We start from the raw sequence: 16,765 nt of genomic DNA, 5'->3' as shown, positions 1-16,765 counted from the left end.
CTCATGCAAATAACGACAGCCGACAAGATGGTATCACATCCGAATCTGCTGGCAATGGTATTTCAGACATTTTAATAATAAACGATTATATAAAAAACCAAAACACTACACCCTATGAAAAAGTATATTCTTTCGCTTGCGGTGGTATCACTTTTCTACACGAAATCTGACGCCTGTGCGTGGTCAGACCCAGACTATGAATACTTTAATCTTTTTACACAAAGTATCATAAAAGACAAGTCTTATCTTCCCTTCCTTCTTAACTATTCTGCAAGGTTCTACAGTGAATACAATCCCGCCCTGATTCCAGATGACAATCTTGAAACCTGGAAAAGATTCTTCAACAATCAGCTTAGCCATGCTGACGCTCAGAATCTGGTGTATAAGATGAGCATGGCTGACCTGAATGCTTTGAAAAGTGGCAAACCTACCAACCCGCTTTTACAAAAACTCAGCACCGGGTTTTATCAAAAGTACCATGAAGCGATTGACTATCTGATTGAGGCTAAATACCTGGAGCCTTATATGAGCATCAATTATATAGAAAGTGACAGTTCTTTCTACTACGACAGAGATGCCAACAGAAAAAATGCGACCAGTCTTGATTACAATAAAACCATTGCTGCTTTACATTCTTTATACAATGCAGCCAAAAACCCTGAAATCAAACAACGATACGGTTATCAGCTGGTTCGATTCAATCACTATACCAGAAATTATGATTCGGCACTTAAAGCTTTCAAAACTTATATAGAACCGGTTAAACTTAAAGGTTCGGTTTACTTTATGGCTCTGGATCAGCTGGCCGGTGCTCAAAGAGGACTGGAGATGAACAGCGATGCCAACTGGAATTTCTTTCAGGTATTCATGAACCGAAGAGACCACAAAGAGGCGGCTTTTGTTTCTATGAAACTTTCGGATACAGCTTCTTTCAGCAATATCATGAAAAGAGCAGGAACGAATGAAGAGAAGAATATGGCCTATTTCCTTCTGGGTTATGAAGATTTCAACAATCCGATCTCCATCATGGAAAAAATGTATGACATCAACCCTGATTCTGAGATTTTGAAAGTAATGGCAGTACGAAGCATCAATGAACTTGAAAGAAACTATCTTCCTACTTATTATTACGCTTCTGACGCTGCTCAGCAATCGTCTGTAAAAAAAGATAACAATACGGCTTCGAAAGATTCTTCTGCAGAACAAGCTTCTCCTGAAGTAAAAGAAGAAAAGCTTTCTTTCTGGCAAAAAATCGTAAGGTTCTTCAAAAATCTTTTTGGCGGTTCCAAATCAGACAAAACAGCGGATGGGAAAAAATTTGACCAAAGTGATGATGAGCTTTTCAGCAATCCGGACAGAATTCCTTTCTATAACAGAACCGCGTATTATTATGATGAAAATACGAAAGATTATCTTGACGATCTTGAAAAGTTCACTGAAAAAACAAAAGAAAAATCTAAGGATGAATACTGGCAGATTGCCAATGCCTATCTGAAGTTTTTAAAGAAAGACTATAAAGGAAGTTCCGAAATCCTGAACGATATTAAAACAACCAATCCTGAATATCTGGAAGAAATCAAAAGAATGAAAGTTCTGAATGATATTGTCTCTCAGCCTAAAATTGACGCCGATTACGAAGATCATTTGATGAAGGACTACGCAGAATATTTTGTAGAGAAGGAAGTAAAAAAAGACACCGCGAATACGAATGACTATGATTATTACGGTCAAGCTCCATCTACTGCCGACTTCCTGAAGGATGTTATTGCCAATCGCTACTTCCTTCAAGGAGAAGACGGAAAATCTTTCCTAATGAACAATAAGCTTTCCGACCTTCAATATAATCCGAACTCCAGTTTGGTAAAAAGCGTTGAAGAGTTCTACAGAAAACCGAACAAAACCCAGTTTGAGCAACAGATCATTGCTAAAAATATGGACAGCGTAGGTAATATCGATGCTTTCTTCAACAATATATATGGAGACCGAGCTATGAGACTTGCCAATTTTGAAAAAGCCAAGTCATATTACGAAAAAGCGAAAAGCTTCAATGGAATCCCAAGGGTAAACTACGAATGGACGGAAAAGGAAGGCCAGAAAATTACACCAAAGCAATACACCCCTGCTGAATATGATGGGTTCAAAAATATTCCAAGTCTGGTATTCGGGCATAATGTTTGGGAAAGTTTCCAAAGCGCAGAAAATGAAAGCATGAAAGCCGAGGATTATTCAGGTTTCCCTTTCATTAAAAACAATATGGATAAACTGGATCTTGCCAATACCCTTATTCAGCTTAAAAAGATAGGAAACGGAACTGATGAAAAAGCAGCCAAAGCCAATCAGTTGATCGGGAATTTATTGTATAATACTTCTATTTTAGGATATTACCGACAACTGTTTGTGATGGATGTTGATAACAGCAATGGTGGAAAATACGATTTCTGGAATACGGATAAAAAGAATCCATACAAATATTATTATAAAAACTTCATGGATAGATCTTATATTGAACCTGATAATTTTGATCTCTCCATTGGATATTATCAAAAAGCTCTTAAGCTCTCCAACAACAAAGAAGAAAAAGCAAGAATCCTCTTCCAGATGGCGAGTGCGGAACAGGGAAAATACTATCAGTATGAAGCTAAGGCTCCGAAAGATTTCGATTATTCTGATCCGAAGTGGTCTGAGAAAGAAGATGCCCGTCAAAAAGAGATGGACAATCTCAGAAATCAGAAGTACAGAACCTATTTTGCTCAGCTAAAAGCGCAGTATTCTGATACGCAAACAACCAAAGATCTAATGGGAAGCTGTAGTTATTTCAGCTATTTTATGAGATAATTTTTATATAAAAAAACCTCTGATCTCTCAGAGGTTTTTTATTTTTATGTTTTTGAACAACTATTTTTTTACAAACTTAGTTGTAGAGTTCTCTTCTTTACCGTTTTTGATTGTAATAAAATAAACTCCTTTTACAAGATTGTTCACATTAATTCTACCATCTCCTATAGCTCCTTTTGAAACCAATTGCCCTGGAGCATTGAAAATTTCATAAGATGCATTTGGTGAAATATTCATTACATTCAATACGTCTTCTACAGGATTTGGATAGATCTTAACAGACTTTACATTTCCTGCTTCAGAAACAGCCAGCAGACCGGATACGGCAGCCTGTTTCGCTGCATAAAATACATTTCCAATTGCTGAAACTCTCAAATGAATAGTTTTACCAGCAAGAGATGCAGGAATGAAAACACTTGCCGATCCGTTATTCGGAACTGATGCTGCAAGATCAGTCCAGGTTACTCCACCATCTTCTGTACAGTCAATCTTAACATTTGCCACATTATACGGAGCAGCTGTTGTTCCGGAAACAGTCCAAGTTATCGTAGAGTTTGCATTAGGCGTAAGCGATGTCGTATTAACAGTAAATGCAGCTGCAGATCCTATTACAATAGTCTGCATTGCATAGGCAGTCTGAGCCTGTCCCCCAGGTTTATTATCTCTTACCGTTACACGGAAGTTGGTCGTTCTTGCTACAGTACTTGCCGCTTCAAAATTTGCAGTATTTTTTACAGCTCCCCCTAAAACAGTTGCCAACTTAGGAAAATATCTTGTAGGACTGGCTGTTGCTGGCCAAGATCTAAAGTTGGCACCGGAAGCTGTATTTCCAATATTGGATTTACTAACACCATTAGCTAGCTTACTTGGATTTATTTGTTCCCAGCTATAGGTTAATGCATCACCATCCGGATCTGTTGCTGAAGCAGTCAATACAAATGGGGTAGATTTAGGAATTGTATATGTGGTGTTCATCGCAGCCACAACCGGTGGATTATTGGTGATTGGTGTTTCTACATCAACACTAACAGCAGCAAGATTTGTCTGTACCTGATCAATACTCACACTATGAAAATAGGCATCAGAATGTTGCTGAACATCAGTATTAGTACCAGTAATACCTGCGTAACCCATAATAGTAGATCCTGAACCTGGCTCAACCTCCTGATCCAAGTAATTCTCGTAAAAGCTGTATGTATGTGAATCACCTAACTGGTGCCCTATCTCATGAGCAACATAATCTATATCAAAACTGTCCCCCATAGGTACATTACTAGCCGGAGAAGTTATTCCACTTCCTTTATAATTATTCGGAGAGATATAAGCATAATAATTTCCACCAGTATCTTCACAGTCACTTTGAGCAGCGGTGTAAGAAGTTGTGGAAACATCATTACTTCCTATACAGCCAATACAGCCAGCATTTCCTCCACCTCCTGAGGCCCCAAACAAATGCCCTATATCGAAACTGGCATCACTTACCCCATACGCTCCTCCATGCAAAGTATTCATCAGTTCATAATTCCACTTACACATAAACTCAGATGTACTATAAGGGTCAGTAGCTGCGTTGGTAAAAATAAGATTAGGAGCATCAATAGCATTAACGTGAAGGTTAAATTCTTGTTCAAATACGCCATTCACTCTTGTTAGTGTAGCATTAATCTGTGTAAGCGCTCCAGCAACACCACCAAAATAAGCAGTATACTCGCCTGTCACAGACATAGCCAGTCTAAGGGTATGAAAAGTTTTATTATTGGATTTAGCCGTTGTACCTGCCTTCATTAATTTTTGTAAATTCTCAACAGATTCTTTACTTTCTTTAGTCTTACAGGTAAATGCATGCCCATTCTTACTTGTTTTTCCATGTACTGAATAATAAGACTTATCAAACGTTGCAGGCTCTATAAATTCATACTTACCATCTGGACCAATAATCATTGATTGGAAATCATTGGAAGCGACACTAAACCTGATGTATTTGGTAGGATCATCCGCTCCGATCCCCACATATGACCCTAACTGATATTTATTAGCTAATGCCTCATCCATTACCGGAAAACTGTTGACCGCAAATCTCTCCATTTTTCCCTCGAGAGTAGGAATACTGATTGTAATAGGAGCCCCCTCACCTATTTTAGGAGCTCTCAGCAGTTGAGTTCTGATTTGATCTATATCAAGTTTATAATAAACCGAATGATCACTTTTTTTTATGATCTTTTGTTCTGGCAGTCCTCTGCTCCATTGTGCATTTGCTGATATTGCTAAAAATAATAACGGCAAACAAAGTAATTGTGTTTTCATATAATATTTTTGACAAATTTAAACATTCACCTAATAATACAATTCCAAACAATCAAAAAAAATAAAAAAGCACAAATTATAAGTAAACAATCTTGAAAAAAAATCACAATAATGAAATTTAAAAGATTTTTCTAGGCAAAAGCAGAATTACTTCTTTTGTTCCTGCTTCTGTAACCATTCTTCATGCTTTTTTTTGAAGAATTCATGTTTGTAATCCTGATTTCGCTGGGCAGCATCTATGGAATGAGAAGTATGGATATCGGCATCTTCTTTGGCAAACTTAGCAAGGTTTTCATAGTAATGATGAAGCTGGTCCAGTTCTGCTTCTGTAAGGTCTTCAATATCCACAATTCTGTTGCTGGCTTTTTCATGAGCGGCTATTAGCTCATTCAGCTTGATCTGAATTGCTTTGGAGTCTTTGTTTTGTGCTTTTTGAATAAGAAATACCATCAGAAAGGTGATGATTGTGGTTCCGGTATTGATGACAAGCTGCCATGTTTCCGAATAGTCAAAAAAAGGGCCAGAAACCGCCCAAACGACTACAACCAAAACCGCTCCGACAAAAGCGTAGGCACTTCCCGTAAATTTGACAGCCCAGTTTGAAAATTTTTCAAAAAAATTATTTTTACTACGACTCATAGCTAAGTTGTTTATTATAATAAATGTATAAAATTAACCTGACCTGAACTAATAGAATCTTGAGATTAAAATCTTATGTATAATATGATAAGGTCATTATCTTATTTCAATATAATTTTTGAGACATTCTCCTCCCTACTCTATTTCATTTTTCTGAATCTGTGCCACCAGATCAGAAATCCTGTAACGGGAAGGGAACAACCAATAAGCGATAGGATAAAGTAGAAAATAATACTTGGCAATCCCATAATTTCTCCCGTATGTAAAGGTTTTGCCAAAGCAGTAAACTGTTTGTTGAGAGGTTTATCTGAAAATAATTCTTTTGTTTTAAAAACACCCGTCTTATCAAAAGTAACTTCATCGGGAAGCATCATTCCCAAAAGGTTTTGTGTATTGGTTTTAATAACAACATAGCGGGGATTATCTTTATTAGGCAGTTCAATGCTGGTAACCGCGGAATAAGGTAAATGCTGGTCTGCAAGTTGTAAAATATTACCAATAGAGGCTGCTGTTGAGTTCTTAAGATTTTTCTTTTCATCCTGCTTCTGGAGCATATCTTCCAAAAGTCCTCCGAAAGCATCATCGCCATTTTCTTTTTCTTTTGAAATCTGATCTATTGAAGATCCTCCGAGGCTTACGATGAGAGCGTTTTTCACCCATGGATAGGTAATATACAACCCCGTAACAGCAATAAAGAAAAGCATGAGAAAAGTATAAAAACCAAGGGTATTATGGAGATCATGATTGATGCGTTGAAATTTCGCTTTCCACATGACGGTAAGCCCCTGTTTCAAAAACTTCAGCTTTTTGGGAAGCCAAAGAATAAAGCCAGAGATCAGCAATACACAAAACATCAGTACGGACGCTCCGACAATTTGTCGTCCTGCATTTCCCAGCATAAGATTTCGGTGAAGATCAAGAACTACTTCAAAGAAAAGGCTTGAACCCACTTCCGGCTGGCCAAGAATCTGTCCTGAATACTGGTTATAGTAAACACTTTTATCCAACTGACTTTCCCGATATCCCAATACATAACTTCTGCTTTTGTCCACGGGAATAAGCAATGAGGTAAGCTCTTTATTCTGCTGTAATAATTCAGATTGAATCCGGTCAGGGTTTTTGACCGTATCAGATGAAGGAGTAATATAGACTTTATCTCTGTTATTAAAATCTGTGATCTGATTTTTAAAGGCATACAAACAACCCGTAATACACATAATGAAGACCACGATACTTGATAAAAGCCCAAGCCAAAGGTGCATGATCCACATCAGATATTTCAGTAGGGTTTCGTTTTTTCTTCTTTTTCTGTAAAGGCTTCTCAACAGATTTTTCATACGTGTTATATAGCAAAAACATTAAGATTTTTTACGATCTTAATGTTTTTAAAATTAAAATTAATATGAATGTTTAAAGTTATTTTCTTCCTTTGAAATGAACATCTTTTACAATTTCTTCAAATTTTGTATAATGTTCCGGTGTCAGGGCTTTCTGAATAGCAGCTTTTCTCTGGGCATCGAATTTCTCCCAGTATTCTTTTGCTAAATCATTGTTCCCGTGGTATACATCATGAGCATCGTTGAATACTTTTTCAAAGGCATCATTGGCAGCGTTCACTACTTTGAATTCATCTTCTGAAAGCTGAGCTTCTGCTTTTATTCTTTCCAATAGAGTATTGTCGTATCTTGGTCTTTTTCTGGAATTTTCATCAACAAATTTGTTGAATTTTTCCATTTGAGGACCATCCAGAACTTTTGCCATTTCAATAGACTGCTGTGATCTCAATTCTTCGTTTTTGATGCCCAAGGCAACGCGGTCCATATTACCACCCTGCGCTTTTGCAGCCTGGAAATTCTGCTCCTGAAGGTCCTGGTATTTTTTTGTTATCTCATCAAAACTTTTGGTTTGATCTGGAGTAAGCTGCACTTCTGTTTTAAACTCGTTATAATCTATTCCCTTCTTTTTATCTCCGGAACATGAGATGATAACCGCTCCAAGAGCAAATGCTAAGATGAATCCTTTTATATTTTTCATAATAAATGATTTTGTTGGTTAGAATTTATAGTTTACCTGTACGGCAAAGTTTCTTGGTTGAATCTGATCAATATATCCTCCTCTGAAATACGAGTTGTATCCTACTGAATCAAAAATGTTGTTAAAGAATCCTCTTAACCCTACTCCATTCTTGAATGTATATCCTATCTGAGCATCTACCGTTGTATAATCCGGCATATTGAAAGGTCTTTCGTCCGGCTGTGTTCCGTTAACGTGTCCATTATCGATTACCGTCTTCTGTTTGTAGTCGTCTACCGGTCTTGTTCCTACATAGTAGATTCCTGCTCCAATATCGAATCCTTGAAGGGCTCCGGTATTAAATTTATAATTCAACCATGCATTAGCAGAGTTTTTAGGAGTGTTGATTGGCGCTGAACCATTCACAAAGGAAGGACTGTCCTGATACTGCGCATCTACATAAGCCCAACCCGTCATTACCTGAAGGTTTGGAAGGATCTTACCAATTAATTCAATCTCCATTCCTTTTCTTTTCAGTTCTCCGGCTAAAGCATATTTCCCTATTCCCTGTCCGTTATTTCCAACAAGTTCATAAGAAAGATTATCGGTATTAATATTAAAGAAAGTAACGTTAAATCTCAATCTCTCATTAAGCCAGTCTGATTTGATTCCTGCCTCCCATTGTTTAGTTGTAGAAGCTCCCACTGTTCCTCCGGATGCCAATGGGTTATTAGAACTTCTTAAAGCAGTAGTACTTGTATAAGATCCGAAAATATTCATGTTTTCAATAGGTGAAATCATAATTCCCAATGATGGATTCCATGCAAAGTCTCTTTCTTTATCAGAACCAATTAGTCTGCTGTAACGAAGTCCTAAGTGTGCTTTAAAATACTTATTGAACGTAATAACATCCTGCGCCATTAATCCCATGGTAGGAGCTACCGCATTCACAGCACTTGCTGTGGATAAATCTATGTTTTTCCCGACAGGAAGAATATTATTAATGTCATTTAAAACATTGATCTGATCAACATCTACAGACTTATATGAAGTTGTTGTTACATTAGATTCTTTCCAATCGAAACCTACCTGGAAGGTATGCTTCATAAATCCAGTCATTACATCAGATCCCATGAAGTCAAATTGAAAAACTTTATTTAAATCTTCTCTATCGGATCTCGTTAATGTTCTGTTACGGAATTCTGTTGGGTTATCTCTCTTTAAAGGAGCCAGTGCTGCACCTACTATTTCAGATTGGTATGACGAACTCATAAATGCAGCTCTCAACTTTAGTTTTTCTGTAAGTTTTCTGGTAGCTGTTGTTGAGAAATTGAAGGTTTCAATTTTCGCATTGTCTGTTGAAAAGCCTAGGAATTTTCTTCCCGGCATATTATAGATTGCTTCTACATCACCTTTTGCCAGGTTTACTGTTCCTCTATCCGGAGTGGTATTGTTATGCATATAATCCATCTCCACAACGATTTCAGTTTTATCATCCGGACGGATAGCGATGGATGGATTTACGTAAATACGGTCTGTATTCACAAATCTTCTGAAGCTGTTATTGCTCTGATAAGCTCCGTTCACTCTAATGGCAATTTTCCCTTGTGAATCTAAAACTCTCTGGAAATCTACAGTAGGTCTGTAAAAATCCCAGCTTCCGTATCTGAACCCTACATTCGTCTGATTGATGAACTTAGGAACTTTGGTAACCACATTGATCACTCCACCAGCGGATCCGAGCCCATCCCCAATTCCTTGGGTAACGGCTGCAGAACCTTTAATCACCTGGATACTTTCAACTCCCTGCATATCGGTAAGCATTGCTCCGGTACGGAAGTCAGAATCCATCTGAACTCCGTTTTTCAAAACAGGAACTCCTCTGTATCCTCTGATAGACATACTTTCTCTGATACCACCATAACTACCAAATTGAGTAACTCCCGGAACGTTTTTCGCAACGTCGGTTACCGTTAATCCTCCCAAATCCTCAATTACTTTGTAAGAAATTACTGAGATACTCTGGATCTGGTCTCTGGGTTTCAATGGCAGTCTTGTAATGGCTTCAAGACCTTCCGGCTGTTTCTTTCTTTCGCCGAATAATTCTACTTCGTCAATTTTTTTGTGCTTAATTGAGTCGTTTGTTTTCTGTGCGTTTGCAAGAACCCCACCTAATAACAGCAGAGAAAAGGATACTACTTTATTCATCTGATAATTTTTTGCAAAATTATTATTTTTATTAATTCTAAATAAATAATATAAGGTGACATATCTCACCTTATGTAGAACTATAATATCAGATTAAAAAGGGATCCTTGGATATGATTGAAGAAACGAATAATAATATAAAGATCGTTATGGCAAATGAATCAAAACTGTTTTATGGATCAAAATAAAAAACACAAAAAAAGCAGCTGATGAGCCGCTTTGATATTAATATCTGATAGCTTTGCTTAAATCTATCGGATTGTTTGTTTTCTTCAAAAATTCCTGTACTCTTTGAGTGAGATCTTTGAACTGTTCAATATGAGTAACTTTTGTTCCCAAAATATTCATTTCAGCACTCGCGTTTTCTTTGAAACTTTTTCTCATTTCTACGAGAGGATCATTATACATATCCATTCTCTTTTTGACTCTCATTTTCTCAGAAATTTCGAGAGGTTTTCTTCCGTAGAATGTTTCAATAAAACCAACCGTATCGTAGGTATCTTTTAAGTTTTTACTTTTAACCATGGTGAAGCTGAAGTTCGATTTGGAATCCTGAAGTAGGAAGATCATTCCTGGTAAACCACGAAATTTGTACGGACCTTCGGAAATATTAATATCTTTTGCGAACCAGGCTGTCCAGTCTCTTCCCCCAAAATGTGTGGTTGCTTTTTGCAGGGTATATCCTCCAAAGATCTTGGTGTCATTGCTCAGTTTCCAATCCATTTTATCATCTGTAGGGTAACTGTACATGTCTTCACCAATAAGTTCGTACACCTGATTTTTTGATGAGTTTCTTGCTCTTTTCACGGATTCAAATCTTCCTCCGTATACATATTCATAATTCTTATTTAAACGGTTGATGGAATCTGCTTTAAGGTAATCATATTCGTAGAATTTAACATCTTTGGGATTAACATCTAGTACGAGATTTATTTTATCTGTATGATCATCCGTTGAATCAATTTTGTATTGCAATTCATAAATAAAGCGATGGGTTTGCGCATTGGCAATCACTCCCAAAAGAATGCATAGTAAGAAGAACTTTTTCATAGTAATTTTTTTACAAATATACACTTAAAACAGAACCTTGCAATACATAATAGCATATTTATAATATTAATAGGTATAATACACATAATAAACAAAAAAAATCCGTCCCAAAATGGGACGGATTGTATAATCATTGCAAAGTATGCAGTTATCACACTTTAATTTCAACGTCTACTCCTGAAGGAAGTTCTAATTTCATTAGAGCATCAACAGTTTTAGAAGAAGAAGAGTAGATATCCATTAGTCTCTTGTGAGCTGATAATTGGAACTGCTCTCTTGCTTTCTTGTTTACGTGCGGAGATCTCAACACTGTGAAGATTCTCTTATTCGTTGGCAATGGAATTGGACCGTTTACAACAGCACCAGTAGCCTTTACCGTTTTTACGATTTTCTCAGCAGACTTGTCTACCAAGTTGTAATCGTAAGATTTTAGTTTTATTCTGATTCTTTGTGACATTTCTTTAATTTAAAAATTAACCTTTTGCTTTAGCTATGATTTCTTCAGCAACGTTTTGTGGAGTAGCTTGGTACTTCTCTAATTCCATAGAAGAAGTAGCTCTTCCTGATGAAAGTGTTCTTAGAGTAGTTACATATCCAAACATTTCAGAAAGTGGAACAGAACCTTTGATTACAACAGCTCCATTTTTCTCTTCCTGACCACTGATGGTACCTCTTCTCTTGTTAAGGTCACCAATGATGTTACCCATATATTCTTCTGGAGTTACAACTTCCAGTTTCATAATAGGCTCCATAATTACTGGTTTAGCAGCACGTCCCGCTTCTTTAAATCCTAATTTAGCAGCCATTTCGAAAGAAAGTGCATCAGAATCCACCGCGTGGAAAGATCCATCTTTAAGAGTAACTTTAATACCTTCAACTTCGAAACCAGCCAATGGACCGTTCTTCATTGCAGCTTTAAATCCTTTTTCAATTGCAGGAACAAATTCTCTAGGAACGTTACCACCTTTGATCTCATTGATGAATTCTAAACCAACTTTACCTTCGTCTGCAGGTCCTAGTTCAAATACAATGTCAGCAAATTTACCTTTACCACCAGATTGTTTTTTGTAAACTTCTCTGTGTTGAGCAACTTTTGTTAAGTTTTCTTTGTACTCTACCTGAGGTTGTCCTTGGTTTACTTCAACCTTGAATTCTCTCTTCATACGGTCTACAATGATATCTAAGTGAAGCTCACCCATACCAGAGATGATCGTTTGTCCAGAAGCCTCGTCAGTTCTTACTGTAAACGTTGGATCTTCTTCAGCCAATTTAGCTAGAGCGTTACCCATTTTATCTTGGTCAGCTTTAGTTTTAGGCTCAACAGCGATACCAATTACCGGATCAGGGAAAACCATCGATTCAAGAACGATTGGGTTTTTCTCGTCACACATTGTATCACCAGTTTTGATAGATTTGAATCCTACCGCTGCACCAATATCACCAGCTTCAATATATTCTACTGGGTTTTGTTTGTTAGCGTGCATCTGATAGATTCTAGAGATTCTTTCTTTATCTCCTGAACGAGTGTTCAAGATATAAGAACCTGCATCTAGTCTTCCAGAGTAAGCTCTGAAGAATGCTAATCTTCCCACGAATGGGTCAGTAGCGATCTTAAATGCTAATGCAGAGAAAGGCTCATCTACAGATGGTTTTCTTGTGATTTCAGCGTCAGTTCTTGGGTCAGTACCTTTGATATCATCTTTATCCAATGGAGATGGCAAGTATTTACATACTGCATCTAGCATGAACTGTACTCCTTTATTTTTGAATGAAGAACCACAAGTCATTGGGATAATAGATAAATCGATAGTAGCAGCTCTCAATGCAGCATTGATTTCTTCTTCTGTAATTGAATCTGGATCTTCGAAGAATTTCTCCATCAAAGTTTCATCATATTCAGAAACAGCTTCTACTAATTTTTCTCTATATTCAAGAACTTCATCCTTCATATCTTCTGGAATTGGAACTACCTCGAAAGTAGCACCTTGTCCAGCCTCATCCCAGATGATCGCTCTGTTTTTAATTAGGTCAACAACACCTTTGAAATCTTCTTCAGCACCGATTGGTAAAACGATTGGAACTGCGTTAGATCCTAACATATCTTTAACCTGGTTTACCACGTTAAGGAAGTCAGCACCTTGTCTGTCCATTTTGTTTACGAATCCCATTCTCGCTACTTTGTAGTTGTCAGCAAGTCTCCAGTTTGTTTCAGACTGAGGCTCTACTCCATCTACCGCAGAGAATAAGAATACCAATCCATCTAATACTCTTAAAGATCTGTTTACTTCTACAGTGAAGTCAACGTGTCCCGGTGTATCGATAATGTTGAAGTGGTAAGGTTGAGTTTCAGGTAATTTTTTACCTTGATCTGTTGGAAAGTTCCAAGAACAAGTAGTTGCAGCAGAAGTAATAGTAATACCTCTTTCTGCTTCCTGCTCCATCCAGTCCATTGTAGAAGCACCATCGTGAACTTCTCCAATTTTGTGGTTTACCCCTGTATAGAATAAGATTCTTTCTGTAGTAGTAGTTTTACCAGCATCAATGTGAGCGGCAATACCAATATTTCTTGTAAATTTAAGATCTCTACTCATTTCTAATTAGAATTTAAAGTGTGAGAAAGCTTTGTTAGCTTCCGCCATTTTGTGAGTATCAGATTTCTTTTTGAAAGCAGCACCTTCTTCTCTTGAAGCAGCTACAACTTCGTTAGCTAATTTCAAAGCCATAGACTTATCATTTCTCTTTTTAGAGTAGCTAATTAACCATTTCATTGCCATAGAAATTTTTCTATCAGCTCTGATTGGCATAGGAATCTGGAAGTTAGCTCCACCTACTCTTCTAGAACGTACTTCTACGTGAGGCATTACATTTGTAAGTGCATCTTTCCAGATTTCAAGTGCAGTTTTTTCGTTGTCTCCTTTTTTAGTTTCTACGATATCTAATGCATCATAGAAAATTTTGAATGCGATAGACTTTTTACCGTCTAGCATTAGGTTATTAACAAATCTTGTTACCAATTGATCATTAAACTTCGGATCTGGTAACAACGGTCTTTTTTTCGCTTTTGTCTTTCTCATTGCTTTTGTACCTTATTTAATGATTATTTTTTCTTTCCTTTTGCAGGAGCTGCAGCAGCTTGTCCTGGTTTAGGTCTCTTAGCTCCGTACTTAGATCTTCTCTGTGTTCTTCCGTTTACACCTGCAGTGTCTAATGCACCTCTTACGATGTGGTAACGTACTCCCGGTAGGTCTTTCACCCTTCCGCCTCTTACCAATACTATCGAGTGCTCTTGAAGATTATGTCCTTCGCCCGGGATGTAGGCGTTAACTTCTTTACCGTTAGAAAGTCTTACCCTTGCTACTTTTCTAAGTGCAGAGTTAGGTTTCTTAGGTGTAGTAGTATATACTCTCGTACATACACCACGTCTTTGTGGACAAGAATCAAGGGCAGCCGATTTGCTCTTCTTGGCAAGCGTGGCTCTTCCTTTTCTTACTAATTGTTGAATAGTAGGCATTTAATTGCTTTTTATTTTAGGGTGCAAAAATAGGAATATTTTTTTAATCTGCAAACACTTATATAAAAATTAAAATCAAACACTTACATCTCAAAATCGATCTCTTGGCATTGTAGAATGAAAGAATACAATACAGATGCGGAATTGTTCATCGAAGACATTATATTTTAAAGCTTAAAATATGAATATTAAATATTTATGAAATTCAAAAAAAATAAAAAATAGGCACTGCTTAAATTGGCTCTAACTTCTTTTCTATACTTCCAAACTATTTTAAAAAAGTTTTTCATAGTTATCATCTATCAATAAAACAGGGAGTTCGGCACGATATTTCGTAACTTTGAGATACACAAAAGATCATCTTATAAGGTTGCCCTAAAAACCCTCAGCAACAAAGCAACATAATGCGGCAATCGTAAACGACCTTAAAAAATAAATATATACATATGAAAAACGCTAGTATTATCGGACTAAAAGAAGCCGACTGCAAAAAGATTTCAGAAAAACTCAATGTACTTTTAGCAAACTATTCTATATTCTATCAGAATACAAGAGGTTCACACTGGAACATCAAAGGAGAACAGTTTTTTACACTTCACCCGAAGTTTGAAGAGCTTTATAACAGCCTTGTTCTGAAGATAGATGAAATTGCGGAAAGAATTCTTACTCTAGGAGCAACACCTGCCCACAACTATTCCGATTATCTGAAAGTTGCAACAATTAAAGAAAGTAAAGAAGTAACGGATGGCACAAAAAGCGTGGAACAAATTCTAAGCTCATTCAAAGTAGTAATTGATCTTCAAAGGGAATTATTGGATATTACGGATGAAGCAGGAGACGAAGGTACCAACTCTCAAATGAGCGACTATATTACAGAACAGGAGAAAGAAGTTTGGATGTACAACTCTTATCTTGGAAAATAACTCAACAAAAGCATTGAAATATTTCAAAAAAATCGCCTTACATTTAGGCGATTTTTATTTTTTATTTTTATATTTGCGTTAAAATTACACATATTATGAACAACGTAAGACTGAACTCAATTCTAGATAACGATTTCTATAAAATAACCATGCAAAATGCCGTGGTAAAACTATTTCCAAGTTCTATTGTAAAATACGAATTTATCAACCGAGGAAAGCATCATTTTCCAGAAGGTTTTGATGTAGCTCTAAGAGAAGCTGTTAACAAAATGGCAGAACTCAAACTTACCAAAGACGAGAAAAGATTCATGGCCAGAACCTGCCCTTATATAGATCTTCCTTATCTGGATTTTTTAGAAGGATATCACTATGATCCATCTGAGGTAAAGATTCATCAGGAAGGAGGCGATCTTTCTGTAAGTGTGGAAGGGCTTTGGTACAGAACAATACTTTGGGAAGTTCCATTATTGGCACTTATCAGCGAACTGCACTATGAAATGAATCATATGGAAAGAGATTCTAATGAAGTGGTAATGAGCAAAACGATTGAGAAAGCAGATTCATTAGGCCGTTTGGGAGTTAACTTTGCCGAGTTCGGAACCCGAAGAAGACATTCTTATAAGGTACAAAATCTGGTAATGGAAGCTTTAACACAGAAAAAAGATTCTACTTTTATCGGAAGTTCAAATGTACACTTTGCCATGAAATACGGCGTAAAACCTATAGGAACCCACGCTCATGAATGGTTTATGTTCCATGCCGCAGAATACGGATTCAAAATGGCCAACGAAATGGCTTTGGAACATTGGGTAGATGTATACAGAGGTGATTTGGGAGTAGCGCTTTCAGATACCTATACTACGGATGTTTTCTTCCAGCAGTTTGATAAAAAATTCGCTAAACTTTTTGACGGTGTTCGTCACGACAGCGGGGATCCGTTAGAGTTTGCAGACAAAACGATTGCTCACTATCAAAACAATGGCATCAACCCAATGTTTAAATATATCATTTTCTCAGATGCTCTTAATCTTGAAAAGGTAGAAGAAATTACCAACTATTGCAGAGGAAAAATAGGAATCTCTTTCGGAATAGGTACCAATCTTACCAACGACGTAGGTTTGAAACCAATGAATATCGTTATGAAACTAATCGGAGTACAGGCACCTAATAAAGAATGGATCCCAACCGTAAAATTATCTGATGAACATGGCAAGTATACCGGTGATCCAAAAATGATAGAACTGGCAAAAGAATTTTTAAGAATAAAAGATTAACCATAAAA

At 36.9% G+C, this 16,765-nt stretch carries 13 protein-coding genes; 3 read left to right on the top strand and 10 right to left on the bottom strand.

Translation table 11 applies throughout. The features are described from left to right. Positions 1–114: 114 nt before the first annotated feature. Complete coding sequence (locus tag ACL9RH_RS17075; RefSeq protein ID WP_422694565.1) at positions 115–2,835, top strand: hypothetical protein; 2,721 nt, start codon at positions 115–117, stop codon at positions 2,833–2,835. A gap of 60 nt (positions 2,836–2,895) precedes the next feature. Here ACL9RH_RS17075 and ACL9RH_RS17070 read toward each other — a convergent pair whose 3' ends face one another. The 10 genes from ACL9RH_RS17070 to rpsL all read right to left on the bottom strand — a co-directional run bounded on the left by ACL9RH_RS17070 (position 2,896) and on the right by rpsL (position 14,560). Further along, positions 2,896–5,139: a reprolysin-like metallopeptidase gene (locus ACL9RH_RS17070; protein ID WP_422694564.1), complete on the bottom strand. Its 2,244-nt coding sequence runs from the start codon at positions 5,137–5,139 to the stop codon at positions 2,896–2,898. A gap of 147 nt (positions 5,140–5,286) precedes the next feature. Continuing rightward, positions 5,287–5,778 (bottom strand): low affinity iron permease family protein, encoded by a 492-nt coding sequence (locus ACL9RH_RS17065; RefSeq protein WP_422694563.1) that lies wholly within the window; start codon positions 5,776–5,778, stop codon positions 5,287–5,289. 140 nt (positions 5,779–5,918) lie between these two features. Continuing rightward, positions 5,919–7,115: a PepSY-associated TM helix domain-containing protein gene (locus ACL9RH_RS17060; protein WP_422694562.1), complete on the bottom strand. Its 1,197-nt coding sequence runs from the start codon at positions 7,113–7,115 to the stop codon at positions 5,919–5,921. A 79-nt stretch (positions 7,116–7,194) separates the two neighbouring features. Then, entirely contained in the window at positions 7,195–7,812 is a 618-nt protein-coding gene (locus ACL9RH_RS17055) for a hypothetical protein (protein WP_422694561.1), read from the bottom strand. Between the two features lie 18 nt (positions 7,813–7,830). Next, the gene (locus ACL9RH_RS17050) at positions 7,831–9,999 is read right to left on the bottom strand and encodes a TonB-dependent siderophore receptor (RefSeq protein ID WP_422694560.1); all 2,169 of its coding nucleotides are present in this window, start codon (positions 9,997–9,999) and stop codon (positions 7,831–7,833) included. 225 nt (positions 10,000–10,224) lie between these two features. Further along, on the bottom strand, positions 10,225–11,049 hold the full coding sequence (locus tag ACL9RH_RS17045; protein WP_422694559.1) for a GLPGLI family protein: 825 nt from the start codon (positions 11,047–11,049) through the stop codon (positions 10,225–10,227). A gap of 151 nt (positions 11,050–11,200) precedes the next feature. Continuing rightward, positions 11,201–11,506 (bottom strand): 30S ribosomal protein S10, encoded by a 306-nt coding sequence (gene rpsJ, locus ACL9RH_RS17040; protein ID WP_002661363.1) that lies wholly within the window; start codon positions 11,504–11,506, stop codon positions 11,201–11,203. A gap of 16 nt (positions 11,507–11,522) precedes the next feature. Further along, complete coding sequence (gene fusA / locus ACL9RH_RS17035) at positions 11,523–13,640, bottom strand: elongation factor G (protein ID WP_422694558.1); 2,118 nt, start codon at positions 13,638–13,640, stop codon at positions 11,523–11,525. A gap of 6 nt (positions 13,641–13,646) precedes the next feature. Beyond that, on the bottom strand, positions 13,647–14,123 hold the full coding sequence (gene rpsG, locus ACL9RH_RS17030; protein ID WP_422694557.1) for a 30S ribosomal protein S7: 477 nt from the start codon (positions 14,121–14,123) through the stop codon (positions 13,647–13,649). A 23-nt stretch (positions 14,124–14,146) separates the two neighbouring features. After that, positions 14,147–14,560, bottom strand: a complete 414-nt coding sequence (rpsL, locus tag ACL9RH_RS17025) for a 30S ribosomal protein S12 (RefSeq protein ID WP_002983146.1) — start codon at positions 14,558–14,560, stop codon at positions 14,147–14,149. Positions 14,561–15,006: 446 nt separating this feature from the next. Here rpsL and ACL9RH_RS17020 point away from each other — a divergent pair, with 446 nt between their 5' ends. Next, positions 15,007–15,483, top strand: a complete 477-nt coding sequence (locus tag ACL9RH_RS17020) for a Dps family protein (RefSeq protein WP_422694556.1) — start codon at positions 15,007–15,009, stop codon at positions 15,481–15,483. Positions 15,484–15,578: 95 nt separating this feature from the next. Further along, positions 15,579–16,757 carry a nicotinate phosphoribosyltransferase gene (gene pncB, locus ACL9RH_RS17015; protein ID WP_422694555.1) on the top strand — a complete coding sequence of 393 codons (1,179 nt, stop codon included), beginning with the start codon at positions 15,579–15,581 and terminating at the stop codon, positions 16,755–16,757. Positions 16,758–16,765: the final 8 nt, after the last annotated feature.

Origin of the sequence: Chryseobacterium sp. Mn2064, from assembly GCF_049319685.1 — a bacterium.
Classification (GTDB): domain Bacteria; phylum Bacteroidota; class Bacteroidia; order Flavobacteriales; family Weeksellaceae; genus Chryseobacterium.
The sequence above is the reverse complement of the archived record's forward strand: the minus strand, read 5'-3'. Positions and strand labels throughout refer to the sequence as shown.